Origin of the sequence: Tropicimonas marinistellae (assembly GCF_001509585.1) — a bacterium.
Taxonomy (GTDB): Bacteria; Pseudomonadota; Alphaproteobacteria; order Rhodobacterales; family Rhodobacteraceae; genus Tropicimonas; species Tropicimonas marinistellae.
Genome location: NZ_LNCI01000002.1, coordinates 547124 through 573549, shown reverse-complemented (window position 1 = coordinate 573549; position 26426 = coordinate 547124). Strand labels below are relative to the sequence as shown.

Below are 26426 nucleotides of genomic sequence, written 5' to 3'. Positions count from 1 at the left end.
GTCTGCGCCCCGCGAGGACGCGAATGGCCGACACAACCAGAACCGACATGCAGATCCACGGAACCCGGGCCGAACGGGTGCAGGACAGCATCCTGCACGCGGCGCTCTGGTCGGCCAGGCGGCTTCCCTACGCGCGGCGCGTGCCGATGTTCGGGGCGCTCGCACGCGCGTCGGCCACGGTCGCGCCGGGGTTTCGCCGGCGGATCCTGGAAAATCTCGACTACGTCTGGCCGGAGATGACCGACGACCGTCGCCGGGACATCGCCGCGCAGTCGCTGGACAATTTCGGCCGGGCACTGATCGAGCATTTCTCCATGTCCGAGGTCGCCGCGCGCATGGCCGACGTTCCTCCCGTAGGGCCTGGCGTCGAGCAGTTGCAGGCCCTGCAATCAAGCGGCAAACCCGCAATCATCCTCACCGGGCACTTCGGAAACCACGAGGCCGTCTGGATATGTTTGCTCTCGCAGGGCTTGCGGACGGGCGGGTTCTACCGCCCCATGTCCAACCCCTACACGAACGCCCGCTACGTCGCTGCCGCGCAATTTCCGGGTGTCGGTCCGCTGTTCTCGCAGGATCGCGCCGGCATGGGGCGCCTGCTGCGCCACCTGAAGGGCGGCGGCAACGTGTTGATGCTCAATGACCTGTATGTCGGCAGCGGCGTCGAAATGGAATTCCTCGGCCGTCCCGCGATGACGAGCCTCTCGGCGGCGGAACTGTCGCTGCGGATGGACGCGCCGATGTTTCCCGCCTTTGCCACCCGGCAGCCGGACGGGTTGACCTTCAGGGTCGATATCGAGGCGCCAATCCCGCCCGGCGATGCGGAATCGATGACCGCCGCCTTCAACCGCTCCATCGCCGCCCGCATCGAAGACGATCCCGGCCAATGGTACTGGATCCATCGTCGTTGGAAGCGAAAATGGAACCGTGGCAAGGGAATGGAAGGCGATCCTCATCCGGCCGCCCTGCCCCGTCGCAAGGCGAAATAGGCGCCCTCAGGGCAGGTCGGCGGCCGCGAGGATTCGCCCGTTCTCGGCCTGCTGCACGATTACCGCCGCCGAATCCGACCCGCTGGCATCGGCCACGATCTCCAGCGGCGCCGCGCCGGTCCACTCTTCGAGGATCTGCCAGTCGGACACGATATTCGTGTACTCCACCGTTTTACCGGCGTTTTCACCGCGTTCGATCTTGACGATCCGGTGCGGGATATAGCGCACCAGCTGAACCAGCATCTTTCCGGAGGGATTCGCCGGTTTGGCGGCAGTTATGCGCAGGCTGGCGCCGTCACGCATCGCCACAAGCTCGACCTCCGCCGCCTGTCCGACGTGGCGCAACACGGCGTCCATCACGTCCATCGGCCGCGCACCAACAATCTGCTCCACCCCGCCAATCACCATTTGCGGCGTGTAGATCGTGCGGCTGCCGGCGAGCCGGGCGTAGGCTTTCTGACGTTTCGTATGTTCCGGCCGGGCGAAACTGTCGGCCCACCCGATGTAGTCCCAGTAGTCCACGTGAAGCGCCAGCGCCAGTACGTCGTCCCGCTCCGCGAGGCGTTCCAGCAGGGCATCGGCGGGCGGGCAGGACGAACACCCCTGAGACGTGAAAAGCTCAACCACGACGCGGTTCCGCGCCTCCTCGGCCCATGACGCCGCACCGCACAAGGACATCAGGAGTCCCGCCAAAACGCCGGCGGCCACAACTATCGGTTTCATGGATCGACTTTCGTTTCCCTTTTGAAAAAGTCTTACGCGTTGACCCCGGCAACAACCAATCAAGACTCTGTGGGAGATATGTCAAGACGCCCCGCCTGAGACCGAAAAGCGTCACGTAGGGGATTGGCGTTATGTGACTTTAGCGTGCCGCCTCGTTGCTTTTTGGACCAGTTGCGCGCGCTTTTCTTGCCCGTGATCTGCCGTCGTCACGGCGCTGGCTCATGTCGCCGACGCCCTGTCAGCCCTTGCTCTGTGACTGCCGGCACCAACCGAGATCGGTCTGGATTCTGTCCCATCAGCGACCCGCCGCGACACCGGGGCGTGTCTGCGGCGCGCAGGTCGCGGGCGCTCAGCGCGATGGCCGGGCGGCGCCCACGGCTCACTCGGGATGGTAGATTTTCCTGAACGGATCGGGAATACCGCCGACCCCGTACTTGTCGTTCCAGTCCTTCGGGATGCCACCGCTCGCGCGTTCGTATTCCGTCGCCGGTATCGCTGCCAGCACCGGCAGCATGAGCGCACGGACCTCGCGCCGGCGCGTGAGTTCCAACTTGGACAGCAGCGCATCCACCCAGGCCTGCACACGCGCTTCCGGAACGTCGAGACAGACGGCGATTTCATGGTTGGACCGGTTGTCCAGGATCATCTGCAACGCCACGTGCTCGGCGGGCGTCATCCTGTGAAGCGCCGCCACCAGGCGCGGCGGCACGCCTGCCGCGATGCTGCCGAGCGCATCGTAGAGGCCGAGCATCCGGTCGAGCTTCCCGTCTATCTCTTCCAGTTTGCTCGCGATCGCCGCAAGGGCCGTTTCCACTGCCTCCAGCCTGCCGTCGTCCGTCATCGTCTGCCTCGTCCTCCACTGACACGCGCGCCCTCGTTTTCCGACAAGTCCCGCGACGTGGCAATCCCCGATCGGTCGCCAACGCGGCCTCGGCGGTTGCCCGTGCGGCCGCGCCACCCCGACTGGCCGGTCCGATCTTCCCTTGATCGGTGCGGGAACCTCAGGCACATCAACGGAAGCGAACCCCTGGATATGTAAGGGAGGCCACATCATGCCCATCAAAGTCGGAACCGATACCGCGCAGGTCCGCAAGGATCTCACCGTTGGCAGCAAAACCTATTCCTACTATTCCATCCCCGCCGCACAGGCGGCCGGCCTTGGCGATTTCTCGAAGCTGCCCGCGGCGCTGAAGGTCGTGCTGGAAAACATGCTCCGCTTCGAAGACGCGGGCTTCACAATCTCCGTCGACGACATCAGGGCCTTCGCCGACTGGGGCGCGAACGGCGGCAAGAACCCCCGCGAGATCGCCTATCGCCCCGCCCGCGTGCTGATGCAGGACTTCACCGGCGTTCCCGCCGTCGTGGACCTCGCCGCCATGCGCGACGGCATCAAGGCGCTCGGCGGCGACGCCCAGCAGATCAACCCGCTGAACCCGGTGGACCTCGTGATCGACCATTCGGTGATGATCGACGAGTTCGGCAACCCGCGCGCCTTCCAGATGAACGTCGACCGCGAATACGAGCGGAACCTGGAGCGCTACACCTTCCTCAAATGGGGCCAGAGCGCGTTCAACAACTTCCGCGTCGTCCCGCCCGGCACCGGGATCTGCCACCAGGTCAACCTCGAATACCTCGCGCAGACGGTCTGGACCGATACCGACCAGGAGGGCCGCGACGTGGCCTACCCCGACACGCTCGTGGGCACCGACAGCCACACCACCATGGTCAATGGCGCGGCCGTGCTCGGCTGGGGCGTCGGCGGCATCGAGGCCGAGGCCGCCATGCTCGGCCAGCCGATCTCCATGCTGATCCCCGAGGTCGTGGGCTTCAAGCTCACCGGCGAGATGGTCGAGGGCACGACCGGCACCGACCTGGTGCTGAAGGTCGTCGAAATGCTGCGCGCCAAGGGCGTGGTCGGCAAGTTCGTGGAATTCTACGGAGAAGGCCTCGATCACCTGCCGCTGGCACAACGCGCCACCATCGCCAACATGGCCCCCGAATACGGCGCCACCTGCGGCTTCTTCCCGGTGGACGACGAAACCCTCCGCTACCTGCGCCAGACCGGCCGCGACGAGGACCGCATCGCGCTGGTGGAGGCCTATGCGAAGGAAAACGGCTTCTGGCGCGGCGCCGAGTACGCGCCGATCTACACCGACACGCTGGAGCTCGACATGGGCAGCATCGTGCCCGCCATCTCCGGCCCCAAGCGCCCGCAGGATTACCTGCCGCTGACCAATGCCAAGGACGCCTTCGCGAAGGAAATGGCCGAGACCTTCAAGCGGCCGATGGACAAGGCGGTCGCCGTCGCGGGGGAGGACTACGCGATGACCTCCGGCAAGGTGGTGATCGCCTCGATCACCTCCTGCACCAACACCTCGAACCCCTATGTGATGGTCGGCGCCGGGCTCGTGGCCAAGAAAGCCCATGAGCTGGGTCTGAACCGCAAGCCATGGGTGAAGACCTCGCTCGCCCCCGGCTCGCAGGTGGTGTCGGAATACCTCGAAGCCGCCGGCCTGCAGGAGCATCTGGACGCCGTCGGCTTCAACCTCGTCGGCTACGGATGTACCACCTGTATCGGCAATTCCGGGCCCCTTCAGCCGGAGATTTCCAACGCGATCAGCGAAGGCGACCTCGTGGCCACCGCCGTTCTCTCGGGCAACCGCAACTTCGAGGGCCGTATCTCTCCCGACGTGCGCGCCAACTACCTCGCCTCGCCGCCGCTGGTGGTCGCCTACGCGCTCGCCGGCGACATGAACATCGACCTCACCTCCGAACCCATCGGCCAGACGCCCGAGGGCAAGGACGTGTTCCTCAAGGACATCTGGCCCACCAACAAGGAAATCGCCGACCTGGTCCACGCCACCGTGACCCGCGAGGCGTTCCAGACGAAATACGCCGATGTCTTCAAGGGCGACGAGAAATGGCGCGCGGTGGAGACCACCGAGGCCGAAACCTACGACTGGCCGGCCACCTCGACCTATATCCAGAACCCGCCCTACTTCCAGGGCATGGGCATGGAACCCGGCACCATCTCCAATATCGAGGGCGCCCGCATCCTCGCCGTGCTCGGCGACATGATCACCACCGACCACATCTCGCCCGCCGGCGCCTTCAAGGCCGAAACGCCCGCCGGCAAATACCTCGTGGATCGCCAGGTGCCGCAGCGCGAGTTCAACTCCTACGGCTCGCGCCGGGGCAACCACGAAATCATGATGCGCGGCACCTTCGCCAATATCCGCATCAAGAACGAGATGCTGGACGGCGTCGAAGGTGGCTTCACCAAGGGGCCGGACGGCCAGGAGACCACGATCTTCGATGCCTCCATGGCCTATCAGGCCGCCGGCATCCCGCTGGTTATCTTCGGCGGCGAGCAATACGGCGCCGGCTCCTCGCGCGACTGGGCCGCCAAGGGCACCAACCTGCTCGGCGTCAAGGCGGTGATTGCCGAGAGCTTCGAACGCATCCACCGCTCCAACCTCGTCGGCATGGGCGTGATCCCCTTCGAGTTCACCGGCGGCGACACCCGCAAGTCGCTGGGGCTCACCGGCGACGAGACGGTCTCGATCTCCGGACTCGACACGATCCAGCCGCTTCAGGAGGTGCCCTGCACCATCACCGCGCCCGACGGCACAGCGCGCGAGATCACCCTGAAATGCCGGATCGATACGGCGGTGGAAATCGAATACGTCGAGAACGGCGGCGTGTTGCACTACGTGTTGCGCAACCTGGCGAAGGCGTCCTGAGGGCCGCTCCCAGGGTTAGGCCCCATCCAACGCCCTCGTGGAAACCAGCGGGGGCGTCGCTCTCGGAGCGCGCTCACCTGTTGGCGCGACGCGCGGGATTGGATGTCCTCCGCGCCGTCCGCATTCCGGGCAAAGCCACCCTTGGTTGCGGGAAAATCCCGGCCCGGAACATGCCGAAGACGCCGCATTGGCAGATTGCGATACAAACTGGAACGGTTTTGGTCTAAAACCCCATGCAGCGCCGCTGCCTGACGCGGCCGCGCTGCCCCTTGCGGAAGATCTGCCCGATGCGTTTGCGGCTGGGGTGTCGGCTGCGCTACAAGCTGTTCGCTCCGACCCCCATGATATTGATGCTCAACGTCCATTACTCGCGCGCAGGCGATCTGCTGCGGCGAGACCTGTTGACCACCGATCCACAGGTTTCGGTTTCGGCCTATCCCGACAGTTTCGGAAATTGGTGTAGCCGCCTCGTGGCCCCCAAGGGCACTTTCACCATCTCCACCGATGGTATCGTGAGCGACATGGGCCAACCCGACCCAAGCAACCCCACGGCGGAACAACACACCGTCGATGCCCTGCCGCCCGAGGCAATCACCTTCCTCCTCCCGAGCCGGTATTGCGAAACCGACATCCTGTCGGATTTCGCCTGGAAGAAATTCGGCGCCACGCCGCTCGGCTGGGCCCGGGTCAAGGCCGTCTGCGACTTCGTTCATACGCACGTCAGGTTCGGCTACGAGTATTCCCGCGCCACGCGAACGGCGGCCGAAACGCTCGTCGAGCGCGCGGGCGTCTGCCGGGATTTCACCCATCTGGCCATCGCGCTTTGCCGCTGCCTCAACATCCCGGCCCGCTATTGCACCGGCTATGTCAGCGACATCGGCCAGCCGCCACCCTACCCGCCGATGGATTTCGCCGCCTGGATGGAAGTTTTTCTCGGCGGCCAATGGTGGGTCTTCGACCCGCGCAACAACGATGTCCGGCGCGGCCGGGTGCTGGTGGCCCGCGGGCGCGACGCCGCCGATGTCCCGCTGACACATACGTTCGGAAAGAACGAGCTTCAGGACTTCAGGGTCTGGATCGACGACGCCAACCAGCCGCCGCCCCGGTGAGCAATGCCCCGGCGGAAAGTCCTAACGAAAGGTGAAGACGGCCTCGTAAGCCATTGATATTTCTTGAGGCGCAAAGTGTCTCACGATGAGACACCGCCGCCTCACCCCAGCTGCGCCAGCCCCGGAAAGGTCTCCAGCAGCCAGAAGGAAAACTGCGAGAAACCGCCGGTCAGCATCATCAGCCCGATCGTCCACAAGAGCAGCCCCATGACCCGCTCGATCTGCCCCATATGCCGCTTCATCCAGCCCATGAGGCCGGTGAGGCTCGGAAAGAAAGCCGCCACGAGCAGGAACGGCACCCCCAGCCCGACAGCATAGACCGCGAGCAGCAGCGTCCCCCGCGCCATGTCCGCCTCCGAAGCCGCCAGCGAGAGGATCGCGCCCAGTTGCGGGCCGATGCAGGGCGTCCATCCGAACGCGAAGGCCAGCCCCAGGATGTAGGCCCCGAAAGCCGAGCCGCCGCGGTCACCGGCATCCATCCGCGCCTCCCGCTCGAGGAAGGGCATCCGGAAGATCCCGAGGAAATGCAGCCCGAAGATCATCACCAGCAGCCCGGCGACCGTATTGAACGCCCCCTGGTTCTGCAGGAAGAACGCCCCGAACGCCGAGGCCGTGAACCCCAGGAACAGGAAGACCGTCGAAAGCCCCAGCACGAAGAACAGCGCCGTCAGCAGCACCCGGCTCCGGCCCGTCGTGCCGGAGGACATGTCGTTCATCGAAACACCGCCCATATACGCCAGATACGGCGGTACGATGGGCAGCACGCAGGGGCTGAGAAAACTGATCAGCCCAGCGACGAGCGCAATCGCCATGGCCGGCAACAATCCGGCGTCAATGATATCCAGTCCGGGCATTCCGTCTCCTTTGCCCGCTTGGCCTAGCAAGTCACCCGCGCGAGGTCACGGGGCCATGGCGTCACAATGCCGTGGCCGAGGTCACGTCGCCACGCCATAGGCGGTGAACCTGCCAGAAGAAAACGGGGCGGCCCGTCGGCCGCCCCCAAAACTATCTGCGTGCAACCCGATCAGCGCCCGACCGACCACCATCCGCGCCGCTTGGGCTTCGGAGGCTCGTCTGCGGCGGGCTCCGGTGAAGCCTCGGCCATCGCGGCTTCCGCTTCCACGAGTTCGGCGGGCTCCGCTGCGTCGCTCTCCGCCTCCGACGTGCTCACCTCCGCGCCAGCCGCTTCTTCCCCTTCGGGCGCCGCCCCCATGTCGGGAGACGGGGTGTCCTCCGCCTCGGCCGCGCCAACTTCCGCGGCTTCGAGCGTTTCCGATGTCTGCTCTGGCGCGGAGGCCGGTTCGGCCGCATCCTCGGCGACATCCGGCACGACGTCCTGCGCCTCCGCCGGCGTTTCCGGTGTGTCCTGCGCCGGTTCGGTCACGTCACCACCCACGAAGACAGGCACATCATCGTCTCCGTTCGTCTCTGGAGAAGCACCATCAGCGTCCGATTCCGCCTGCACGGTATCCGGGTTTTCCGTTGCCGCCTCCGGGGTATCCTCAGCATCGCGAGAGCGCGAACGGGAGCGGCGGCGACGGCGGGAGCGAGAGGATTTCGTTTGCTCCTCCCCGTCCGCTGTCGTTTCGCTTTCGGCTGTCGTATCGCCCGCTTCGGATTGGTCGTCCTGCGATTCAGCGCCGTCAGCCGACGTAGCATCGCTCTCTGGCTGTGTATCGCCGCCCTCCTGCGAGGAGGACGATCCGCGACGACGGCGGCGGCGGCGGCGCTTTTTCTTGGGCGCATCCTCGTCACTACTTTCCGTTTGCGCCGCCTGACCGGTCTCCTCTTCCTCCTCGGCATCCACGATCTCGGGCATGTCGGAGGTATCCACCGAAATCACCGCCGCAGAGGGTTCAGGAACCACGCGCGTCGCAGTCTTGAATTTCTCGATAGAGAAATCGGGTGGGATCAGCGATGGATCGGATTCAATGCGGACCGACAGCCCGTATTGCGCCTCGATGTGGGCAATATGCTCGCGCTTCTGGTTGATCAGGAAATTGCAGATGCTCGGAGGCACCTTCACAAGCACTTCGCGAGAGCGGCGGCGGCCGCCCTCCTCCTCCAACTGCCTGAGAATCTGCAACCCTATGCTGTCGCTGGACCGCAGCAGGCCGGTTCCATGACAGTGCGGGCACGGTTGGGTAGTCGCCTCCAACATGCCAGGTCGCAACCGCTGCCGGCTCATCTCCAACAAGCCAAAGCCGGAGATCCGGCCAACCTGGATGCGCGCGCGGTCCGTTTTCAGCTTCTCCTTGAAGCGTTTCTCAACAGCGGTGTTGTTGCGCCGCTCCTCCATGTCGATGAAGTCGATCACGATCAAACCCGCAAGGTCGCGCAGGCGGAGTTGCCGCGCCACTTCCTCGGCAGCTTCGAGGTTCGTCTTGAGCGCGGTCTCTTCGATCGACCCTTCCTTGGTCGCCCGACCGGAGTTCACATCGATCGCCACCAGAGCTTCCGTCACACCGATCACGATATAGCCGCCGGATTTGAGCTGGACCGTGGGGTTGAACATGCCCGCGAGGTAGCTCTCGACCTGGTAGCGTGCGAAGAGCGGCATGGAATCCGTGTAGTGTTTCACGTTCTTCGCGTGGGACGGCATGATCATCTTCATGAAGTCCTTGGCCACGCGGTAGCCGCCTTCGCCCTCTACGAGCACCTCGTCGATGTCGCGGTTGTAGAGGTCGCGGATCGAGCGCTTGATGAGATTGCCTTCCTCGTAGATCGGCGCCGGCGCGATGCTCTTGAGCGTCAGTTCGCGGATCTGTTCCCAGAGCCGCTTGAGGTATTCGTAGTCGCGCTTGATCTCCGACTTCGTGCGTTTGGCTCCGGCGGTGCGGATGATCAGACCCGCGCCCTCGGGCACTTCGATTTCGCTGGCGATCTCCTTGAGTTTCTTGCGATCCGATGCATTCGTGATCTTGCGGGAAATGCCGCCGCCGCGCGCCGTGTTGGGCATCAGCACGCAGTACCGGCCAGCAAGGCTCAGGTAGGTCGTGAGTGCCGCCCCCTTGTTGCCGCGCTCCTCCTTGACCACCTGGACCAGCATGATCTGGCGAACCTTGATGACCTCCTGGATCTTGTAGCGCCGCATGCGTGGCTTGCGGGGCCGCTGGATTTCTTCCTGAACATCCTCTTCGGCCACCGACTCGATGTCATGGCCGGGGTGATCGGCCCCGTTATCCTCGTCGTCGGACGTCGTGTCGTCGGCCTCGGATTCCGGCGTCTCGCCATCGGCAGATTCGTCGGTGACGGTCTCGGCGGCGGATTCTTCCTCGGCGACCGCAGGCTGCGCCGCACCATCGCCTGTCTCCTCCGGCGAGTCGTCGGCGGCCGCATCGGCACCGTCGTCCGAAAGGCTCGGCTCATCATCCGTCGTCGCATCATCCGCGGCCTCGTCGGCCGCCTCCGCCACGGGGGCCGGGCTCTCTTCGGAATCGTCGCCTACGTCCGCAGGCTCGGCGGGCGCTTCCGCAGCATCCACCTCCGTCGGCACTTCCGCGTCGGCAGTATCCTCGGGCGTCGCATTGCCCTCGGCATCGACCTCTCCCGACGAAAGAACGTCGTCCGGATCATCCTCAACACGGGCGGCCATCGTCCCGCCGGACCGGGTTTTCTCATCGTCTCCCGACTCGTGCTCGGTTTCGCCCGCCACATCCGGTGACTCGGTCGGCTGCTCGCCGTCCTGCGAGCTTTCGCCGGCGTCCTCCACATCGGTGTCGGGCTCACCAACCGCGCCAGCACTTTGAGCGACCTCGGCACCATCAGTGGTGTCACTTTCATCGCTCGCGGCCGAAACAGCCTCGGACGGCTCCTCGTCAGCGACTGGTGTATCGTCGGCAGTCTCGGGTACAGCACCATTCGTGTCGTCTTCAGCAGCCGGCACTCCGTCCTCGATCACCGAAACCGGCTCCGTGGCGTCGTCACCGGACTCGTCATCGAACTCGACGACATCCATGCCCTCGACCCCGTTCAGGGTATCGCCTGCCGATTTCTCATCGGCCTCGCCGTCGCTATCCGCGACCTTGGTCTCATCGGTTTTTGCCTTGTCACGGCTGCGCGACGACCGGCGCCGGGACCGGGAGCGGCTCTTTTTCGGCTCGTCGGACTCCTCGTCGTCCTCTGCCTTCGCCATGGCCGCTTCTTCGGCCAGGAGCGCCTCGCGGTCGGCGACCGGAATCTGGTAGTAATCCGGGTGGATTTCGGAGAACGCCAGGAAGCCGTGTCTGTTGCCGCCGTAGTCCACAAATGCCGCCTGGAGCGAGGGCTCCACGCGGGTGACTTTTGCTAGGTAGATATTGCCGGCTAGCTGGCGCTTGTTGACGGTCTCGAAATCGAACTCGTCAACCTTGTTTCCGTCCACCACGACGACGCGGGTCTCTTCCGCGTGCGTGGCGTCGATGAGCATCTTCTTTGCCATTGAAGTCTTTCGCACAACCCAGGCGGCGTCCGCGTCCGGTCAGGCGCGGGAATGGGGCCAGGGTGTGTAATTGAGGCGGGAGCACCGGGCACGACAACGACGGCAGCGGCCGCATTGCGCGCCCCGCCTGCTCTGTTGTTTCGCCTCGCGCGTTCCATCGCGGTTCTTGTCTCCGATGCTGCAGCGGTCGAGCGCGCGGCACCAATTTGTAAGGTTCAGCCCGGTAAAGCTCGGGCATTTGGCCTGTCGTGACCGGTTACCCTGTCCTACCCGCCGGCGAATGGCCGGGCGGCAATAGGATCAGTGAAATTTTCTTGGTCCGCGGGACGATATGCTATGCGCCCGGCGAGACCGGTAGACTGAGCATATCGGCAGAATGAACCGAATTACAATCGCAAAGTGTCGGGAGCCCGCACGCACTCCGCGATCCGTAGACGACGGGAGCCAGCGGCAAGGGCTCGCGTCCCCTGAACCGCTGCAAGTGCCGCGCAAACGACACGCTCACAAGTAATCCGACCGCTGCAGACCGTATTTCGCCATTTTCTCGTTCAGCGTCCGCCGCGGCAGGCAAAGCTCGTCCATCACGGCGACAATGGACCCCTTGTGGCGCCGCATCGTGTTATCGATCAGCATCCGCTCGAACGCTTCGACATATTCCTTCAGCGGCTTGCCTTCGGTGGTCATCACTGGCTCCACCGTCTCGCTTTCCGCCATCAGCAGTGACGCAATCGTTCCGGAGCCGCGCCGGCTTTGCAGGACTGCGCGTTCGGCCACGTTGATCAGTTGGCGCACATTGCCCGGCCAAGGTGCCTGCAAGAGCTGTGCCGCCTCCTGCGCGCCCACCTGTGGCGCATCGCAGCCGTATTCCTCCGCGAATTGCTCGGTGAAACGGGTGAAGAGTTGCAGGATATCCTCGCCTCTCTGCCGCAGCGGCGGCAATGTGATGCGCATGGCCGCAAGGCGATAGAAGAGGTCCGGGCGCAGCACGTCCTCGGAGGTCTTGCCCTGTTCCTGCAGGTTGGAAACCGCGACGATGCGCGTTTCCGCAGGTGCGCCCTGATCATTGATGAAGGTCAGTAGCCGTGCCTGAACCGAGGCGCTGAGCGCCTCGATATCTTCAAGGCAGAGCGTGCCACCCCGTGCCTGCTCGACCAGCGGCAGAACACCGCCGTCCGGATTTCCGTCGAATAGCACTTCCCCCATCTCCTCGTCGGGATGGGCGCCGCATTGCACCAGTACAAAGGGTTTGGACGCGCGAGAGCCCACCGCATGCAATGCGTGGGCGGCAAGCGTCTTGCCGGTCCCGGTTTCGCCGTCGATCAGAACGTGACCGTCGGCCTGACCAAGATCGAGGATGTCCTCGCGCAGACGCTCCATCGCCGGGCTCGCGCCGATCAGCTTGTCCATGATCTGGGTGCCGCCGGAGAGGTCGCGGCGCAGGGCGCGCGCGTCAAGCGCCAGGCGCCGCTTCTGCGTTGCCTTCTTGGCCAGATCGGTCATCCGGTCGGGGTCGAAGGGCTTCTCAAGAAAATCGAATGCGCCCATTCGCATCGCCTCAACGGCCATGGGCACGTCGCCGTGGCCGGTGATGATGATCACGGGAAGCGCACTGTCCTGGCTCATCAGGCGCTTGAGGAAGGCGATGCCATCCATGCCGGGCATCCGCACATCCGAAACGACGGCGCCCGGATAATCCGGACCGATCTTTTTCAACGCCTCCTCCGCGGTGGCGAAGGTCTCGGTGTCGAACCCGCTCAGCGCCAGCCACTGGCTGATCGACTGCCGCATGTCCTGTTCGTCGTCGACGATCGCAATCTTCATGGCATTGGCCATCGTCTCACCTCCTTGGGAGCGTATCTCCCCTTATTCTGCCGCCGTTGCGCCAACGGTTTCGTCGGCGCGATGAATCGGCAGGCGCACCTCGAACACCGCACCGCCCTCGGGAACATTCCGGGCGGTCAGCCGCCCCCCGAAGTCGTTGACGATACCGGAGGAAATGGCAAGCCCCAGGCCAACCCCGTCGCCGGGCTGCTTTGTCGTGTAGAAGGGTTCGAAGAGCGAATCCAGATCCTCGATACCGTGCCCATTGTCGCGCACACTGAGCGTTGCGGTATCCCCCGCCCAGAGCGTCAACTCGATCATCGGTTCATCGACCTGTTTCGTCGCGTCCACCGCATTTCGGAAGAGATTGATGAAGACTTGCTCCAGGCGCAGCCTGTCCGCCCGAACCATCACCGGCTCGGTGGGAATCGTTCGTGAGATCGCCACGTGACGGCTTTTGAGCTGCGGTTCCATCATTGCGAGTGCCGATGAGACGGCCTCGCGCACATCAATCGGCTCGAAGGCTTCCTCGCCCTTGCGCGCGTAGGACTTGAGCTGCCGCGTGATAGCTCCCATCCGCCCGATCAGATCGTCAATCCGCTGGAACGAGGAAAGCGCCTCCTCCGGTCTCTTGCGCTGGAGCAGCAACCGCGCCCCCGCAAGGTACGTTTTCATCGCTGCCAGCGGTTGATTCAATTCGTGGCTAACCGCTGCCGACATCTCGCCCAGTGCGGCCAACTTAGAGCTTTGGGCCAGGGTTTGCTCGGCGACTTCGAGGCTTTTTTCGGCGCGCTCCCGCTCCGCGATTTCCCGCTGCAAGCGTTGGTTGAGCTGCCGCAACTCCGCCGATTCCCGTTGAAAGAAGCGCGAACGCGTCTGCGCCTTCCGGCTCATGAAGTAGAAGGCGGCGGCCAACAGCAGCGCGAATCCCATGATTTCCAGAGCCAGAACACCGTTCACGCGTTCCCGCACCGAACTGTATGTGGTGAAACTGCTGATCCGCCACCCCTGGAACGGAATCCGCCCCTCGGACCGCATCACGGCCTCGCCGAGGATGTACGCGTCCGGCACACGCAATGACCAATCCGTCGTTGCGTAGAGTGCCCGCGCTATCGCAGATGGTGCCGGCGTCGCGGCAAGCGCCTCGTCCACCGTTCGACCGCGCCACCGCGGCTCGGTGGAGAGAATGATCGTGCCTTCGCTGTCGGTGACCAGCACCGCGTCGGCAATGCCGGCCCAACTGCTTTCGAATTTCTGCAGGTCCACCGCCACGACGATGACCCCGATCACCTCGCGATCGGACGTGATCTTGCGCGAGTATATGAAGTTCTTTGCCCCGGTTTCGAGTTCCACAACAGAGAAAACCGTCTCGCCGGCCCGGAGCGCGTCCACGAAATAGGGCGCCTGACGATGCTGACTGCCGATCTGGTTGCGATCCGTGGCAGCGACGGCACGCCCGTCGCGGTCGAGCATCAGCAGCGAGGCCGCGCCGATTTCGTCCCGAAACGAAATGAGGCGTTGCGAGCTTTGCGAGAAGTCACCTGAGTTTAGCGCGCCGATCAATGCCGGGTCCTGCGCCAGCAACAGCGGCACGACGGAATTGCGCTGCAACTCGCTGATGACGTTCCCCGAATAAAGCGCGAGTCGAAGCTCGGCACGGTTTCGCGTTGTCTCCGTGAACCGCTCCGTGAGCCAAAGGTTCGTGGAATAGAGCGTCACCGCCGCAAGAACAACGATCGTCAACGCCACGAGGCGAAGCCGCCAGGGGGCGCGATCGTCCGAAGTCTCGGATGGAGGCAGCGCGTCAGACATGGTTGGAAGTTAAGCGAAATAGGGCGAAAACCCAAGCGTCACATGACGATACGTCGCCTCCAACCGGCATTGGCAAGGTGGAATACGGCAACGGCGGTCGGCGGAACGCGGTTCCTTGGCACATGACCCACGCCACCGACCGCGAAAAGCAAGTGACGGCGTGGGACCGGTGGACGAAATCAGGCCGCGACTAATGCCTCGGCAAGCCCCGCAAAGAGCGCCGCGCCATCGGTGCCGCCGTGGATCTCATCAATCGCGCGTTCCGGGTGGGGCATCATCCCGAGCACGCGGCGGTTCGGCGAGAGGATCCCCGCAATATCGCCCGCGGACCCGTTGGGGTTGTCGAGGTAACGGAAGGCCACCTGCCCCTCGCCAGCCAAGCGGGCGATGGTGTCGGTGTCGGCCTGGAAGTTGCCGTCGTGATGCGCGATCGGAATAGTGATTTGCGTCCCGGCACCGTAGCGCCCGGTAAAGGGCGATCCATCGCCTTCAACGCGTAGCGTGACGGGCTTGCAGACGAAATGCAGGCTGGCGTTCCGCATGAGTGCGCCCGGCAGCAAGCCGGTTTCCAGCAATACTTGGAATCCATTGCAAATTCCCAGCACGTGACCGCCACGTTCGGCAAATGCCTTGACCTCACGACAGATCGGCGAATTGGCCGCAATGGCCCCGCAGCGTAGGTAATCGCCAAAGGAGAACCCGCCGGGAAGGCCGACAACATCGAGACCCGCCGGCAGAGACGTTTCCTTGTGCCAGACGCGCGCAACCTCGAACCCGGCCGCCTCGAAGGCAACCGCAAGGTCCCGGTCGCAGTTCGAACCGGGGAAAGTGACGACCGCAGCGCGCATCAGGCGATCTCCACCCGGTAGCTTTCGATCACCGTGTTGGCGAGAAGCTTCTCGCACATCTCGGTCACGGAGGCCTCGGCGGCGCCCGCATCCGTCTCCGCCAAATCCAGTTCGATCACCTTGCCCTGCCGAACCGCATCCACGCCTCCAAAGCCGAGCGCGCCAAGCGCGGATTTCACCGCCTCGCCCTGCGGATCGAGAACCCCGGTCTTCAGCATCACGGTCACGGTTGCCTTCATGTCTTCGCGTCCTTCGTTGCGGCTCTCTTGGTCGTCCGGTCCGCGCCTCCCGTCAGGAGAACGGGCTTTCAGTTGATCAGTGTCGGCTTGCCCCGCGGCGCGCCGTTCTGCGGCAATACACCGAGCCGCCGGGCGACCTCCGTGTAGGCATCTGCCAGGTTGCCGAGATCGCGCCGGAACACGTCCTTGTCGAGCTTCTGGCCGGTGTGGATGTCCCACAGGCGACAGGAATCGGGGCTGATCTCGTCGGCAACCACCAGTCGCATGAAATCACCGTCCCAGATGCGGCCAATCTCGATCTTGAAGTCCACCAGCTTGATTCCGACCCCCAGCATGATGCCGGAGATGAAATCGTTTACCCGCAGGGCCAGCGCCACCATATCGTCGAGATCCTGCTGGGAGGCCCAGCCGAAGGCGATGATGTGCTCCTCGGTAACCAGCGGATCGCCGAGGGCATCGTCCTTGTAGTAGAACTCAACGATCGGGCGCGGCAGCGGCGTGCCTTCCTCGATGCCAAGACGCTTGGAAATCGAGCCGGCAGCCACGTTGCGTACGACGACTTCGAGCGGAATAATCTCAACCGCACGAACCAGTTGCTCGCGCATATTGAGACGCTTCATGAAATGCGTCGGCACGCCGATTGTGTTCAGGCCGTTCATGAAGAACTCGGACAAGCGATTGTTGAGAACGCCCTTGCCCTCGACCACATCCCGCTTTTCAGCATTGAACGCGGTGGCGTCGTCCTTGAAATACTGCACAAGCGTGCCCGGTTCGGGCCCTTCGTAGAGAATCTTCGCCTTGCCTTCGTATATTTTCTTGCGACGTGCCATGAAATCCTTTTCCCGGTCCCTGTGGGCATATCCCGGGGCCGTTTCCGTGCAGCCCTATAAGCCAACCCTGACTGTCCCGCAAGCGCCGGCCCGTTCCGGCAATGTCGTCGCCGGTTGCAGTTGACACATACCTGCCCCTGTCGGACGGTGGATCGGCGTCGGGGCGCATTCCCGCGTCGGTGGCCAGGAGACATGTAACGATGACCGAAACGGCGGCCGAAGACTTCGCCCTCATCGATTTCGCCATATCCGCGCGCCCGCTTGCGGAGGTCGCCGCGGCGCTTGGCCGGGTGCGCGACACCCCCGCCGGAGGCAGCGACGCACCGGGGGATGGTTCCGCTGGAAGCCCGCGGCGCGGCAATCTCCTGTCCCGTGTATTCGGGCGCTCTTCCTCGAAAGGCTGGAACGGGAGAACGACGGGCGGCAACCTTCTGATCCAGCCCGACGGAACGCTCGGGCCTCCGCCACTTACCCGGCCGGTCCTTACCGATATGGGGTTCGGCGTTACGCATAGTCCCGTGCGCCTTTCCGCTCCGTTGGGGGTGGCCGGACTGACCATGATCGAATTTCGCGAAGGCGACGGCGATGTATCGACGTTCTGCCAGAGGCTGAGCTCCGCTCTCGATGGCGACGAGGTATTCTATTTCCGCTACTCGGGAAGCCGCCATCCGGGCGCGCATTTCGCCTTCCACGTTTACCAGCATGGCCGAGTGAGCCGCAGGGCGGTCTCCCGAAGCTTGCATGGCACCGCGCCTGAAGCCGACTGGCAAGGGATCGATTCGGGAATACCGCATCCGTTGGAGACGGACAGCCTTCCTGCGCCGGGCACACCCAATTCGGAAATCATGACGCCTGTCAGGCAGGCATCAATAATCGAAGCGCTCGGGATCGACCCGGAAACGCTTTTCTTCGAAGCGTCCGAGCAACATGTCACGCTCGAACTATCCGATGCGCGCGGCGGGCTTCCGCTCTCCTCCGCCGAAACCATCATCGCCGAAAAGCGCCGCAAACCACCGGACGCTCCCGTGCGGGAAGATCGATCGCCGCCACCGGACAAAGACGACTCCGAGACGGTGTCGGCGACAGAGGCATCCCCGCCACAAGACCTGCCGCGTTCGACACGCAGCTGGGAGGAAGAAGTCACGCATCTGCTCGTTGAGGCAGTCGATTCCGCGCTTCCACCTGAGGAGCAAGTCGCGTGGCTGGATAGTCTCACGGCGCGGCTGGAGGCAGGCGACGTCGATTCAGCCCTGGCGGACGCCTGCCGGATTATCGATGCCGGAAACCGCCCTCTCGCCGAGAAACAGGCCGCTGCAGACCGGCTCATCGAGTTGTTCGGTCGAAGCGCCTGAAAACAGGCCCCTACGGCGGCGGGTCGCACTAGGCAACGTCGCGACAGTCTCTTAGATATGAAGACGAAACAAAGTTGCGGAGGAGTAACGGGAGCAAATGACGACGTTCGACGAACGCGAAGCCGCCTATGAAGCGAAATTCGTACGGGATGCGGAGATGGAGTTCCTGGCACAGGCGTCCCGCAACAAGCATATCGGGTTCTGGGCCGCAGCGCTCTTGGGCATGACCGCCGAGCAGGCTGTGCGATACGCCAAGGATATCATCCGCATTGACCTCGAAGAGGGAGGGGATGCTGCGGTGATCGCCAAACTCAAGGCAGATCTGGGCGACTTGCGCCCAGAAGACCGCATCAGACAGCGAATGGACGAGTTTCTCGCCGAGGCGCGCGAACGTGCGCATTCCGGCGAAATCAAGACCATGCTGTAAGCCGCTCTATCGGCTGCGAAACTCTCAGGCGCGCCCGAAGCCGGGCGCGTTTTTTCGTTTTCGGCTCATGACGATCATGTCCGTATTCAGTTTGCCTCTTGGCGCGGTTCATGAGAAGAGCCCCGACATCACCGCCGAACGGACCGCATGAAATGACAGACGCCCTCTCCCGACTTCTTGCCGACCGCGATTGGCTCATGGCCGATGGCGCCACCGGCACGACGCTTTTCAACATGGGGTTGCAATCGGGCGACGCGCCGGAATTGTGGAACACCGATCATCCCGATCGAATTCGCACGCTCTATCGCGGCGCCGTGGACGCGGGCAGCGACATTTTCCTAACCAATTCCTTCGGCGGGACCGCCGCACGGCTGAAACTCCATGACGCGCAGAGCCGCGTGGGTGAGTTGAACCGGTCCGCCGCCGAGTTGGGCCGCGAGGTCGCCGATGCAGCCGGCCGGCCCGTTGTCGTTGCCGGTTCGATGGGGCCGACCGGCGAGATCATGGCGCCGATGGGGCCGCTGACCCACGAGACCGCAGTGGAAATGTTCCACGAGCAGGCCGAGGGCCTGAAGGAAGGCGGTGCAGACGTTCTTTGGGTGGAGACCATTTCTGCACCCGAGGAATACCGCGCCGCCGCCGAGGCCGCACGGCTCGCACAGATGCCCTGGGTCGGCACGATGAGCTTCGACACGGCGGGCCGCACGATGATGGGTGTGACGTCGTCCGATATGGTGACGCTGGTTGGAAAGCTCGATCACAAGCCATTGGCCTTTGGCGCGAACTGCGGCGTGGGCGCGTCCGACCTGCTGCGCACGGTGCTCGGGTTTAGCGCCATGGGGCCGGAAATCCCGGTCGTGGCCAAGGGAAATGCCGGTATACCGAAATATGTCGACGGGCATATCCATTACGACGGGACGCCCGAACTGATGGGCCAATACGCCGTCCTGGCGCGGGATTCGGGCGCGAAGATCATTGGCGGCTGCTGTGGCACGACGCCTGAGCACCTGAGATCCATGCGCGCAGCGTTGGAAAGCACCCCGCACGGCCCACGCCCGACACTGGAGCAGATCGCGGAGCAGCTCGGCGGATTTTCCTCCGCCAGCGATGGAACGGGGGATGCCCCGGTTGCTCAGCGCCCGCGCCGCCGACGTCGCGGCTGAGGTCTCTTGCCGCGCCTGACCTAGAAGAGCGAGAGCTGATCGCCCGATTTCGGCGGGACGCGAAAGAGATCCGTCCTGAGGGGCGGAAGTCGCCGCGCCATCCCAAGACGTTTGAGTGAGAGGTGAAACCGCTGCTGCAACAACTCCGCATAGGTTCCCTGCCCCGTCATCCGGGTGCCCCAGGTCGGGTCATACTCCGACCCGCCGTGGGTTTCGCGGATACGCGCGAGAACACGGGCCGCACGGTCCGGGCGGGTATCGGCAAACCACTCGCGGAACAAGTCGGCCACCTCCAGCGGCAGGCGCAGCAGGATCATCGTGGCATGGCTGGCGCCGGCATCGCGGGCCGACTGAAGGATCGCCTCGATCTCGTGGTCGGTGAGCCCCGGGATAACAGGCGCGACGGAGACCATGACCGGACACCCCGCCGCGGCAAGCCGCTCGATACTGCGCAAACGCTGTGCCGGGGCCGGAACGCGCGGTTCCATCGACCGCGCGAGGCGGGCGTCCAACGTGGTGATCGACAGCGCCGCCTGCGCCAGGCCCGCCTGCCCCATCTCGCCCAGAACATCCGCATCGCGCTCGACCAGGGTTCCCTTGGTCACGACGGTGAGCGGATGGCGGTACTCCTGCAGTACTTCCAGGCAACCGCGGGTTATCCGACGGTCGCGCTCCTGCGGTTGGTACGGGTCGGTATTGGTACCGAAGGCAATCGGTGCCGGCCGATACCGTGGCCGCGATATCTCCTGGCGCAGCAACATCGGCGCATTGGGTTTGGCGACAAGACGGGTTTCGAAATCGAGCCCCGGCGACAACCCGAGAAAGGCGTGGGTCGGGCGCGCAAAGCAATAGATGCAGCCGTGTTCGCAACCGCGATACGGATTGACCGACCGGTCGAAGCCGACATCGGGCGAGCGATTGCGCGTGATGATGCTGCGTGGGCGTTCCACCTGCACTTCCGTGCGCAAAAGCGGCAGGTCGTCGATGTCCTCCTCCCAGCCGTCGGCGACCCCTTCCCTTTCGTGGGTTTCAAAGCGTCCTGCGCGGTTGGAGCGGGCCGCACGCGCCCGTCGCCTGGCACGCGGAGGATTGGCGGGATCGTCGATCTGCATGGGCCGAAAATAGAACACAACAAGAACATTCTGCAAGCGACAGATCGTGTACGATGGGATTCGAGTCGGTCGCGGAGCGGCACATGTCGTAATTCGTCGCGTGCGAACCGCCACTTGCATGGAATTCTGAAACCAAGCCCGGCAGCTAGCCGGCCGCCCTGCCTGGAGTACTGACATGGCCGACGAGGAAGACGATATCATCCTGTCCGAACTGGAGACCGAAGACCTGGTGCTCCAGATGCACGACGACCTTTATGACGGTCTCAAGGAAGAGATCGAGGAGGGCGTCAACATCCTGCTCGAACGCGGATGGGCGCCCTACAAGGTACTGACCGAGGCGCTCGTGGCCGGCATGACCATCGTCGGAAACGACTTTCGCGACGGCATCCTCTTCGTGCCGGAGGTGCTGCTTGCGGCCAATGCGATGAAGGCGGGTATGGCGATCCTCAAGCCGCTGCTGGCAGAGACCGGTGCGCCGCGGATGGGCAAGATGGTGATCGGTACGGTGAAGGGCGACATCCACGACATCGGAAAAAACCTCGTGTCGATGATGATGGAGGGCGCCGGATTCGAGGTCGTGGATCTCGGGATCAACAATCCGGTCGAGAACTACATCGAGGCCGCGAAAAAGGAAGAGGCCGACATCGTGGGTATGTCCGCGCTTCTGACGACAACGATGCCCTACATGAAGGTCGTCATCGACACGATGGTCGAACAGGGCATCCGCGACGAATACATCGTCCTGGTTGGAGGCGCGCCGCTCAACGAGGAGTTTGGCCGCGCCATCGGCGCCGACGCCTATTGCCGGGACGCCGCGGTTGCCGTGGAAACGGCGAAGGACTTCATCGCTCGCAAGCATAACCAGGTGGCCGCGGGCTGAAAGAGCCGGTGCGAGACCTTATCTGGGGCATGGAAGGAGTTAACATGCCCCCGAAGACTTTCTTGGCCTTGATGCTCGGAACACTCGTTCTGGCGGCAGCCACCGTGTTTGGCGTCGCAGCCATTTTGCCGGATGCAATGCGGCCCGAATCGTGGTCGTGGATTGCATTGGGTGCCGCTGTTCTAGCGGTCATCTGGCACCTGTTGGTCCGCCGCCATCGGTGACGGGTTTTGTGGATTTCTGAGAGCGAAGACATGCAACACGTCGATCCCCGCGACAGCGCCCAGCCAAGCGACACGACGCTCACCGAAGTCGGGATCGCCGCAGCCCGAAACACGGCCAGCCGCGTTCTCGTCATCGGTTGCGGCGCGATTGCACGCGAAATCCTCGCGCTCAAGGCCGTCAACCAATGGGACCACATCGCACTCACCTGCCTGCCCGCGATATTGCACAATCACCCTGAGCGGATAACTCCGGCCGTGGAGGCGGCGATAGAGAAACACCGGGCGGATTTCGACAGCATTTTCGTCGCCTATGCCGATTGCGGCACGGGCGGACTGCTCCAACAAGCGTGCGAGCGCCTGGGCGTGGAGATGATCGCCGGGCCGCATTGCTACAGTTTTTTCGAGGGAAACGCCGCGTTCGCGGCGCAAGCCGATGCGGAGATAACGGCATTCTATCTCACCGACTTCCTCGTCCGGCAATTCGACGCCTTCGTCTGGCGACCACTGGGAATGGATCGACACCCGGAGCTCAGACACAGCTATTTCGCGCATTACACCAAGCTGGTTCACCAAGCGCAAACCGACGATCCGGAATTGACGGCCAATGCCAAGGAGTGTGCAGACCGCCTCGGCCTCACCTATGAGCGCCGGTTCACCGGATTTGGCGATCTGGCGACGACCCTCACCGCGGTCGCGCGACAAAGCCTCTGAACGACCATTCAGAGGGGCCGCGAAAGCCCCCGCCGACGGTCACGCAGACGCCTTCTCGCCCAGTAATCGGATACGTTCCACCATAGCGCGCAAGCCGTTCGACCGTTGCGACGACAGATGCTCGTCTAGTCCGAGCCGCGCCAGTTCCGCAGGCGCGTCCACTTTCGCAACGTCTGCGACATTCAATCCGGAATACAACGCCACGAGGATCGCGATCAGCCCGCGTACGATCATCGCGTCACTGTCGCCCCGAAACTGAAAGGTCGCTTCCCGCCCCTGTCCGCTGATCTCCGGGACCAGCCAGACCTGACTGGCGCAGCCCTCCACCTTCGTGGCGGGCACCCGCAGGCTTTCCTCCAGCGGCGCCATCGCCTTTCCCATGTCGATGACATGCCGATAGCGGTCTTCCCAGTCGTCCAGGAATTCGAAAGTTTCGACAATGTCCTCGAAGGCGTCCCGTGCCATGGCATACTCCATTCCGCTGGCCGGAGATTATGCTGCCGTGCAGCGGGGGTCCAGAGCCGCCACTCGCGACGCAGGCTTTTCAACCGACACGGTTTTCGCTAATCGGGAAGCCGACGAGGCGGGACGACGGGGATCTATCATGAAAGCGCAACATGTTGCTGGCCTGCTGGCCGTTCTGCTCCTGGCCGGGTGTGAATCCAGTTACAACCCAGCCAACTGGGGCTGGTTCGGGCGTAGCCAGTCCACCCCAACGCTTGCACCGTCCGACGGGTATGAGGACACGACCGATATCCGGCCACTCGTCTCACAGGTCGTCTCGATGCGCATCGAACGTGCCCCCGGCGGCGCGATCGTAACCGCTGTCGGCCTTCCGCCGACGCAGGGCTATTGGGCCGCGGACCTGCTCTCCACCTATGTGGACGTCGTGGGCGACGTTGCCGCGAACAACGGCGAGATCCTTCTGGAGTTCAGGATCGTGCCGCCGCGCGCGCCGCAGCCGGCAATTAACGCCCAGTCGCGCGAGGTGACTGCCGGGATCTTCCTTTCGGATCAGACCTTGCAGGGCGTTCGTACGGTCACCGTCGTCGGGCAGAACAACCGCCGCAGTTCCCGCCGCTGAATCCGGCCAGCCGCAGCTGAACGGGCGCGATCGTCAGACGTCGAGCACCACGACAGCCGGACCGCGCGCGGCCAAGGCAATCTCCCCGGCGCAGAGCCGCAGCGCGTCCGCCCCGAACACTTCGTGGCGCCAGCCCTTCAGAGCCGCGCCATCGCGCTGTCCGGCGGCAATGGCGTCGAGATCCGCGGATGTCGCGATCAGCTTCTGGGCGACGCCCGCCTCTTCGGATTTCGCCTTGAGGAGCACGCGTAGCAGGTCCGCAAGTGCCGGGTTCACCTGCAACTTGTCGCGGCTCGTATCTGCCTGCGGCTGATCTTCCGGCGCAGTTGCGATTCCGGTCTCGATGGCAGCAAGGATCCCTTCGGCGATCTGGCCCTTTCGGCCCTCGCGCAACAGCATACGGGACTTCCCGAGATCCTTCATGCCACGCGGCTTGGTCGATGCCAACTCGAGCAATGCATCGTCCTTGAACACGCGGTTGCGGGGAATATTGCGGGTTTGCGCATGGATCTCCCGAAAAGCCGCCAGTTCGCGCACGATGGCGAGGAACCGCCCGGAATTGGTACGGGTCTTCACGCGCCGCCAGGCTTCCCGAGGCTCGACCCGATAGGTCGCCGGATCGGTAAGAACCGAGAGTTCCTCTTCCACCCAGTGCTGTCGACCGGAACGTTCGAGATCGTGCGCGAGGTGTTCATAGATGACCCGCAGATGGGTGACATCGGCCAGCGCATAGGATTGCTGTGCCTCGGACAGTGGCCGCCGCGACCAGTCTGTGAAACGCGACGACTTGTCCACGCTCGCCCGCGCGATCTTTCGCACCAGCGTTTCGTATCCCACCTGCTCGCCGAAGCCGCAGACCATCGCGGCAACTTGCGTATCGAACAGCGGTTCGGGAAAGACATCGCCCTCGTGGAAGAAGATTTCCAGATCCTGCCGCGCCGCGTGAAAGACCTTCACCACCGACTTGTCGCTAAACAACTTGTAGAGTGGCTCCAGCGAAAGCCCGTCGCCGCCTTCGATCGGGTCAACCAGGACCGCCTCACCATCGCCTGGCAGCGCCATCTGGATCAGGCACAATTTGGAATAGTAGGTCCGTTCCCGCAGAAACTCGGTGTCCAATGTAACATACGGGCCGCTTTGCGCCGCCTCGCAAAAGGCCGCGAGTTCTTCAGTCGTTGTCAGTGTTCGCATATATGCGGCTCTTGTCGTGCTCTGCCGATCCGGCGTTTTTTTCCGCTCGAACCGTTCTAGCGGCAATCACAAGGGATTGAAAGTGCCGTCAGGAAAGCCAGATCGGGCGTCGGTCTCCGGCTGCGAAACGGCGCAACACTGCAGGATAAAGCCGGTGCTCCATGACCAGAACCCGCGCGGCAAGGGAGTCCGGTGTATCGCCCGGGTCGACCGGCACGCGCGCCTGACCGAGGATCGGTCCGTCATCCAGTTCCGGCGTGACCTCGTGAACAGTGCAGCCATGCTCGGCCTCTCCTGCCTCCAATGCGCGCGCGTGAGTATGCAACCCGCGATACTTGGGCAGCAACGACGGATGGATATTCAACATTCGCCCGGACCATTGTGTGACGAAGCCAGCCGTCAGCACCCGCATGAAGCCCGCAAGGCAAACGATATCTGCTCCATGCGACGCGATGACCTTCTGAAGCTCCTCCTCGAAGGCCGGACGGTCCCTGCCAAAGGGCCGATGGTCGACTGCCGCCGTCGCCACGCCTCGCGCCGCTGCACGCTCCAGCCCCGGTGCGGCCGGGTCGTTTGACGCAACCAGGCAAGGCGTGGCGGGATGGCCTGCTTCCTCCATACTGTCGAGCAGGGCCAGCATGTTGGAACCGCCGCCCGAGATCAGAATGGCGACCCGTTTCACACCAACGTTCCGGAATAGCGGACGCCCTCGCCAACCTGCACGGTGCCGATCCGGAACACGCGCTCGCCCGCGTCGGCCACGAGATCCGCAACACCCTCGGCCCGGTCCGCGGCGACCACGAGCACCATTCCGATCCCGGCGTTAAACGTCTTGAGCAGTTCCGACGTTTCCAGACCGCCCGCCTCTGCCAGCCAGGTGAACACCGGTGGCAGCGACCAGGTGGAAAGATCGACGTCGGCACCCAGCCCTTCGGGCAGGACGCGTGGAAGGTTCTCGGTCAGCCCGCCACCGGTGATATGCGCCAGGCCATTCACACCGCCTGTTCGAATCGCTGCGAGGGCGGGTTGGACGTAGATACGCGTGGGAGCCAGCAATGCCGCCCCGAGCGCGCCGTCACCAAAGGGCGAAGGGGCGTCCCAGCCGAGGCCTTGGACCTCTACCACCTTTCGCACCAACGAATAGCCGTTGGAATGCACGCCGTCGGAGGCAAGGCCGAGCAAGACGTCCCCTTCCGCGACCCCGGACGGAAGCGCCGTGCCGCGTTCCATCGCGCCCACGGAGAAACCGGCGAGATCGAAATCCTCTGCCGCATACATCCCGGGCATCTCTGCCGTCTCGCCTCCGATCAGGGCGCAACCGGCCTGGCGGCACCCTGCGGCGATCCCCTCGACCACCTGCGCCGCCAGCTCCACGTCGAGCGACCCGCAGGCAAAGTAATCGAGGAAGAACAAGGGTTCGGCACCCTGACAGACCAGATCGTTGACACACATCGCAACGAGATCCACGCCAACGCCAGTGACGCGGCCGGTATCGATAGCGATCTTCAGCTTGGTTCCCACCCCGTCGGTTGCCGCGACCAGCACCGGATCGTCATAACCCGCCGCCTTGAGGTCGAAGAGCCCGCCGAAGCCACCCAGGCCCGCCATGACCCCGGCCCGGTCTGTCGATTTCGCGGCGGGCTTGATCCGCTCCACCAGCGCGTTGCCGGCATCGATATCCACGCCCGCTTCCGCGTAGGTCAGTCCGTTTTTGCCTGCACTCACCCGCTCGCCCTTTCCCGCATGGAGGT

At 63.9% G+C, this 26426-nt stretch carries 23 protein-coding genes; 9 read left to right on the top strand and 14 right to left on the bottom strand.

What is annotated here, in order from left to right; all coding sequences use genetic code 11:
- Nucleotides 1–23 precede the first annotated feature (23 nt).
- A complete protein-coding gene (locus ARC39_RS05920; protein ID WP_068111439.1) occupies nucleotides 24–986 on the top strand; it encodes a lysophospholipid acyltransferase family protein in 963 nt (320 codons plus the stop codon).
- A gap of 6 nt (nucleotides 987–992) precedes the next feature.
- Here ARC39_RS05920 and ARC39_RS05915 read toward each other — a convergent pair whose 3' ends face one another.
- On the bottom strand, nucleotides 993–1709 hold the full coding sequence (locus ARC39_RS05915; protein ID WP_078059100.1) for a DUF1223 domain-containing protein: 717 nt from the start codon (nucleotides 1707–1709) through the stop codon (nucleotides 993–995).
- A gap of 379 nt (nucleotides 1710–2088) precedes the next feature.
- Entirely contained in the window at nucleotides 2089–2550 is a 462-nt protein-coding gene (locus ARC39_RS05910; protein ID WP_068111436.1) for a helix-turn-helix domain-containing protein, read from the bottom strand.
- Nucleotides 2551–2761: 211 nt separating this feature from the next.
- Here ARC39_RS05910 and acnA point away from each other — a divergent pair, with 211 nt between their 5' ends.
- Entirely contained in the window at nucleotides 2762–5452 is a 2691-nt protein-coding gene (acnA, locus tag ARC39_RS05905) for an aconitate hydratase AcnA (protein WP_068111433.1), read from the top strand.
- Between the two features lie 287 nt (nucleotides 5453–5739).
- Nucleotides 5740–6561, top strand: a complete 822-nt coding sequence (locus tag ARC39_RS05900; RefSeq protein WP_068111430.1) for a transglutaminase-like domain-containing protein — start codon at nucleotides 5740–5742, stop codon at nucleotides 6559–6561.
- Nucleotides 6562–6662: 101 nt separating this feature from the next.
- Here the strand turns inward: ARC39_RS05900 and ARC39_RS05895 are convergent, their stop codons facing one another.
- From ARC39_RS05895 to purC, 7 genes are all read right to left on the bottom strand, one after another.
- Nucleotides 6663–7415 carry a cytochrome c biogenesis CcdA family protein gene (locus ARC39_RS05895; RefSeq protein ID WP_068111427.1) on the bottom strand — a complete coding sequence of 251 codons (753 nt, stop codon included), beginning with the start codon at nucleotides 7413–7415 and terminating at the stop codon, nucleotides 6663–6665.
- A 170-nt stretch (nucleotides 7416–7585) separates the two neighbouring features.
- A complete protein-coding gene (locus tag ARC39_RS05890; protein ID WP_068111425.1) occupies nucleotides 7586–10981 on the bottom strand; it encodes an Rne/Rng family ribonuclease in 3396 nt (1131 codons plus the stop codon).
- 501 nt (nucleotides 10982–11482) lie between these two features.
- On the bottom strand, nucleotides 11483–12814 hold the full coding sequence (locus tag ARC39_RS05885; RefSeq protein ID WP_068111423.1) for a sigma-54-dependent transcriptional regulator: 1332 nt from the start codon (nucleotides 12812–12814) through the stop codon (nucleotides 11483–11485).
- A gap of 30 nt (nucleotides 12815–12844) precedes the next feature.
- Complete coding sequence (locus tag ARC39_RS05880) at nucleotides 12845–14614, bottom strand: sensor histidine kinase (protein WP_068111420.1); 1770 nt, start codon at nucleotides 14612–14614, stop codon at nucleotides 12845–12847.
- Between the two features lie 179 nt (nucleotides 14615–14793).
- Nucleotides 14794–15462, bottom strand: a complete 669-nt coding sequence (gene purQ / locus ARC39_RS05875) for a phosphoribosylformylglycinamidine synthase subunit PurQ (RefSeq protein ID WP_068111418.1) — start codon at nucleotides 15460–15462, stop codon at nucleotides 14794–14796.
- Nucleotides 15462–15701 carry a phosphoribosylformylglycinamidine synthase subunit PurS gene (purS, locus tag ARC39_RS05870; protein WP_068111415.1) on the bottom strand — a complete coding sequence of 80 codons (240 nt, stop codon included), beginning with the start codon at nucleotides 15699–15701 and terminating at the stop codon, nucleotides 15462–15464. Before purS ends, purQ begins: the two co-directional genes overlap by 1 nt.
- 68 nt (nucleotides 15702–15769) lie before the next feature.
- Nucleotides 15770–16531, bottom strand: coding sequence for a phosphoribosylaminoimidazolesuccinocarboxamide synthase (gene purC, locus ARC39_RS05865; RefSeq protein ID WP_068111412.1), 762 nt, complete (start codon nucleotides 16529–16531; stop codon nucleotides 15770–15772).
- A gap of 200 nt (nucleotides 16532–16731) precedes the next feature.
- Here purC and ARC39_RS05860 point away from each other — a divergent pair, with 200 nt between their 5' ends.
- From ARC39_RS05860 to bmt, 3 genes are all read left to right on the top strand, one after another.
- On the top strand, nucleotides 16732–17883 hold the full coding sequence (locus ARC39_RS05860) for a hypothetical protein (RefSeq protein ID WP_068111410.1): 1152 nt from the start codon (nucleotides 16732–16734) through the stop codon (nucleotides 17881–17883).
- Nucleotides 17884–17980: 97 nt separating this feature from the next.
- Nucleotides 17981–18310 (top strand): DUF1476 domain-containing protein, encoded by a 330-nt coding sequence (locus ARC39_RS05855; RefSeq protein WP_068111407.1) that lies wholly within the window; start codon nucleotides 17981–17983, stop codon nucleotides 18308–18310.
- A gap of 152 nt (nucleotides 18311–18462) precedes the next feature.
- The gene (bmt, locus tag ARC39_RS05850) at nucleotides 18463–19473 is read left to right on the top strand and encodes a betaine--homocysteine S-methyltransferase (protein ID WP_068111404.1); all 1011 of its coding nucleotides are present in this window, start codon (nucleotides 18463–18465) and stop codon (nucleotides 19471–19473) included.
- Nucleotides 19474–19493: 20 nt separating this feature from the next.
- On the opposite strand, the gene ARC39_RS05845 is transcribed toward bmt, so the two are convergent.
- Nucleotides 19494–20585, bottom strand: coding sequence for a PA0069 family radical SAM protein (locus tag ARC39_RS05845; RefSeq protein ID WP_068111703.1), 1092 nt, complete (start codon nucleotides 20583–20585; stop codon nucleotides 19494–19496).
- Nucleotides 20586–20760: 175 nt separating this feature from the next.
- Between ARC39_RS05845 and ARC39_RS05840 the strand changes: the two genes are divergently transcribed.
- On the top strand, nucleotides 20761–21465 hold the full coding sequence (locus ARC39_RS05840) for a corrinoid protein (RefSeq protein ID WP_068111401.1): 705 nt from the start codon (nucleotides 20761–20763) through the stop codon (nucleotides 21463–21465).
- Nucleotides 21466–21719: 254 nt separating this feature from the next.
- Nucleotides 21720–22400 carry a DUF1638 domain-containing protein gene (locus ARC39_RS05830; RefSeq protein WP_068111396.1) on the top strand — a complete coding sequence of 227 codons (681 nt, stop codon included), beginning with the start codon at nucleotides 21720–21722 and terminating at the stop codon, nucleotides 22398–22400.
- Nucleotides 22401–22439: 39 nt separating this feature from the next.
- On the opposite strand, the gene ARC39_RS05825 is transcribed toward ARC39_RS05830, so the two are convergent.
- The gene (locus ARC39_RS05825) at nucleotides 22440–22865 is read right to left on the bottom strand and encodes a SufE family protein (protein WP_068111393.1); all 426 of its coding nucleotides are present in this window, start codon (nucleotides 22863–22865) and stop codon (nucleotides 22440–22442) included.
- A 139-nt stretch (nucleotides 22866–23004) separates the two neighbouring features.
- Between ARC39_RS05825 and ARC39_RS05820 the strand changes: the two genes are divergently transcribed.
- Nucleotides 23005–23484, top strand: coding sequence for a hypothetical protein (locus ARC39_RS05820; protein WP_068111390.1), 480 nt, complete (start codon nucleotides 23005–23007; stop codon nucleotides 23482–23484).
- A 33-nt stretch (nucleotides 23485–23517) separates the two neighbouring features.
- Here the strand turns inward: ARC39_RS05820 and rnd are convergent, their stop codons facing one another.
- The 3 genes from rnd to purM all read right to left on the bottom strand — a co-directional run bounded on the left by rnd (nucleotide 23518) and on the right by purM (nucleotide 26400).
- Nucleotides 23518–24675, bottom strand: coding sequence for a ribonuclease D (gene rnd / locus ARC39_RS05815; protein WP_068111387.1), 1158 nt, complete (start codon nucleotides 24673–24675; stop codon nucleotides 23518–23520).
- Between the two features lie 88 nt (nucleotides 24676–24763).
- A complete protein-coding gene (gene purN, locus ARC39_RS05810; RefSeq protein ID WP_078059099.1) occupies nucleotides 24764–25357 on the bottom strand; it encodes a phosphoribosylglycinamide formyltransferase in 594 nt (197 codons plus the stop codon).
- Nucleotides 25354–26400, bottom strand: a complete 1047-nt coding sequence (gene purM / locus ARC39_RS05805; RefSeq protein ID WP_068111385.1) for a phosphoribosylformylglycinamidine cyclo-ligase — start codon at nucleotides 26398–26400, stop codon at nucleotides 25354–25356. The genes purN and purM overlap by 4 nt, the downstream gene beginning before the upstream one ends.
- Nucleotides 26401–26426: the final 26 nt, after the last annotated feature.

Excerpts from the sequence above, each read along its gene's own strand:
- ARC39_RS05820 (WP_068111390.1), top strand. The coding sequence starts at position 23,005 with ATGAAAGCGCAACATGTTGCTGGCCTGCTGGCCGTTCTGCTCCTGGCC.
- purQ (WP_068111418.1), bottom strand. The coding sequence starts at position 15,462 with ATGCGCGCTGCGGTCGTCACTTTCCCCGGTTCGAACTGCGACCGGGAC.
- acnA (WP_068111433.1), top strand. The coding sequence starts at position 2,762 with ATGCCCATCAAAGTCGGAACCGATACCGCGCAGGTCCGCAAGGATCTC.
- ARC39_RS05845 (WP_068111703.1), bottom strand. The coding sequence starts at position 20,585 with ATGCAGATCGACGATCCCGCCAATCCTCCGCGTGCCAGGCGACGGGCG.
- purC (WP_068111412.1), bottom strand. The coding sequence starts at position 16,531 with ATGGCACGTCGCAAGAAAATATACGAAGGCAAGGCGAAGATTCTCTAC.
- purS (WP_068111415.1), bottom strand. The coding sequence starts at position 15,701 with ATGAAGGCAACCGTGACCGTGATGCTGAAGACCGGGGTTCTCGATCCG.
- ARC39_RS05910 (WP_068111436.1), bottom strand. The coding sequence starts at position 2,550 with ATGACGGACGACGGCAGGCTGGAGGCAGTGGAAACGGCCCTTGCGGCG.
- rnd (WP_068111387.1), bottom strand. The coding sequence starts at position 24,675 with ATGCGAACACTGACAACGACTGAAGAACTCGCGGCCTTTTGCGAGGCG.
- ARC39_RS05920 (WP_068111439.1), top strand. The coding sequence starts at position 24 with ATGGCCGACACAACCAGAACCGACATGCAGATCCACGGAACCCGGGCC.
- ARC39_RS05890 (WP_068111425.1), bottom strand. The coding sequence starts at position 10,981 with ATGGCAAAGAAGATGCTCATCGACGCCACGCACGCGGAAGAGACCCGC.
- ARC39_RS05855 (WP_068111407.1), top strand. The coding sequence starts at position 17,981 with ATGACGACGTTCGACGAACGCGAAGCCGCCTATGAAGCGAAATTCGTA.
- ARC39_RS05880 (WP_068111420.1), bottom strand. The coding sequence starts at position 14,614 with ATGTCTGACGCGCTGCCTCCATCCGAGACTTCGGACGATCGCGCCCCC.
- ARC39_RS05895 (WP_068111427.1), bottom strand. The coding sequence starts at position 7,415 with ATGCCCGGACTGGATATCATTGACGCCGGATTGTTGCCGGCCATGGCG.
- ARC39_RS05840 (WP_068111401.1), top strand. The coding sequence starts at position 20,761 with ATGGCCGACGAGGAAGACGATATCATCCTGTCCGAACTGGAGACCGAA.
- ARC39_RS05860 (WP_068111410.1), top strand. The coding sequence starts at position 16,732 with ATGACCGAAACGGCGGCCGAAGACTTCGCCCTCATCGATTTCGCCATA.
- bmt (WP_068111404.1), top strand. The coding sequence starts at position 18,463 with ATGACAGACGCCCTCTCCCGACTTCTTGCCGACCGCGATTGGCTCATG.
- ARC39_RS05900 (WP_068111430.1), top strand. The coding sequence starts at position 5,740 with ATGCGTTTGCGGCTGGGGTGTCGGCTGCGCTACAAGCTGTTCGCTCCG.
- ARC39_RS05830 (WP_068111396.1), top strand. The coding sequence starts at position 21,720 with ATGCAACACGTCGATCCCCGCGACAGCGCCCAGCCAAGCGACACGACG.
- ARC39_RS05825 (WP_068111393.1), bottom strand. The coding sequence starts at position 22,865 with ATGGCACGGGACGCCTTCGAGGACATTGTCGAAACTTTCGAATTCCTG.
- ARC39_RS05885 (WP_068111423.1), bottom strand. The coding sequence starts at position 12,814 with ATGGCCAATGCCATGAAGATTGCGATCGTCGACGACGAACAGGACATG.
- ARC39_RS05915 (WP_078059100.1), bottom strand. The coding sequence starts at position 1,709 with ATGAAACCGATAGTTGTGGCCGCCGGCGTTTTGGCGGGACTCCTGATG.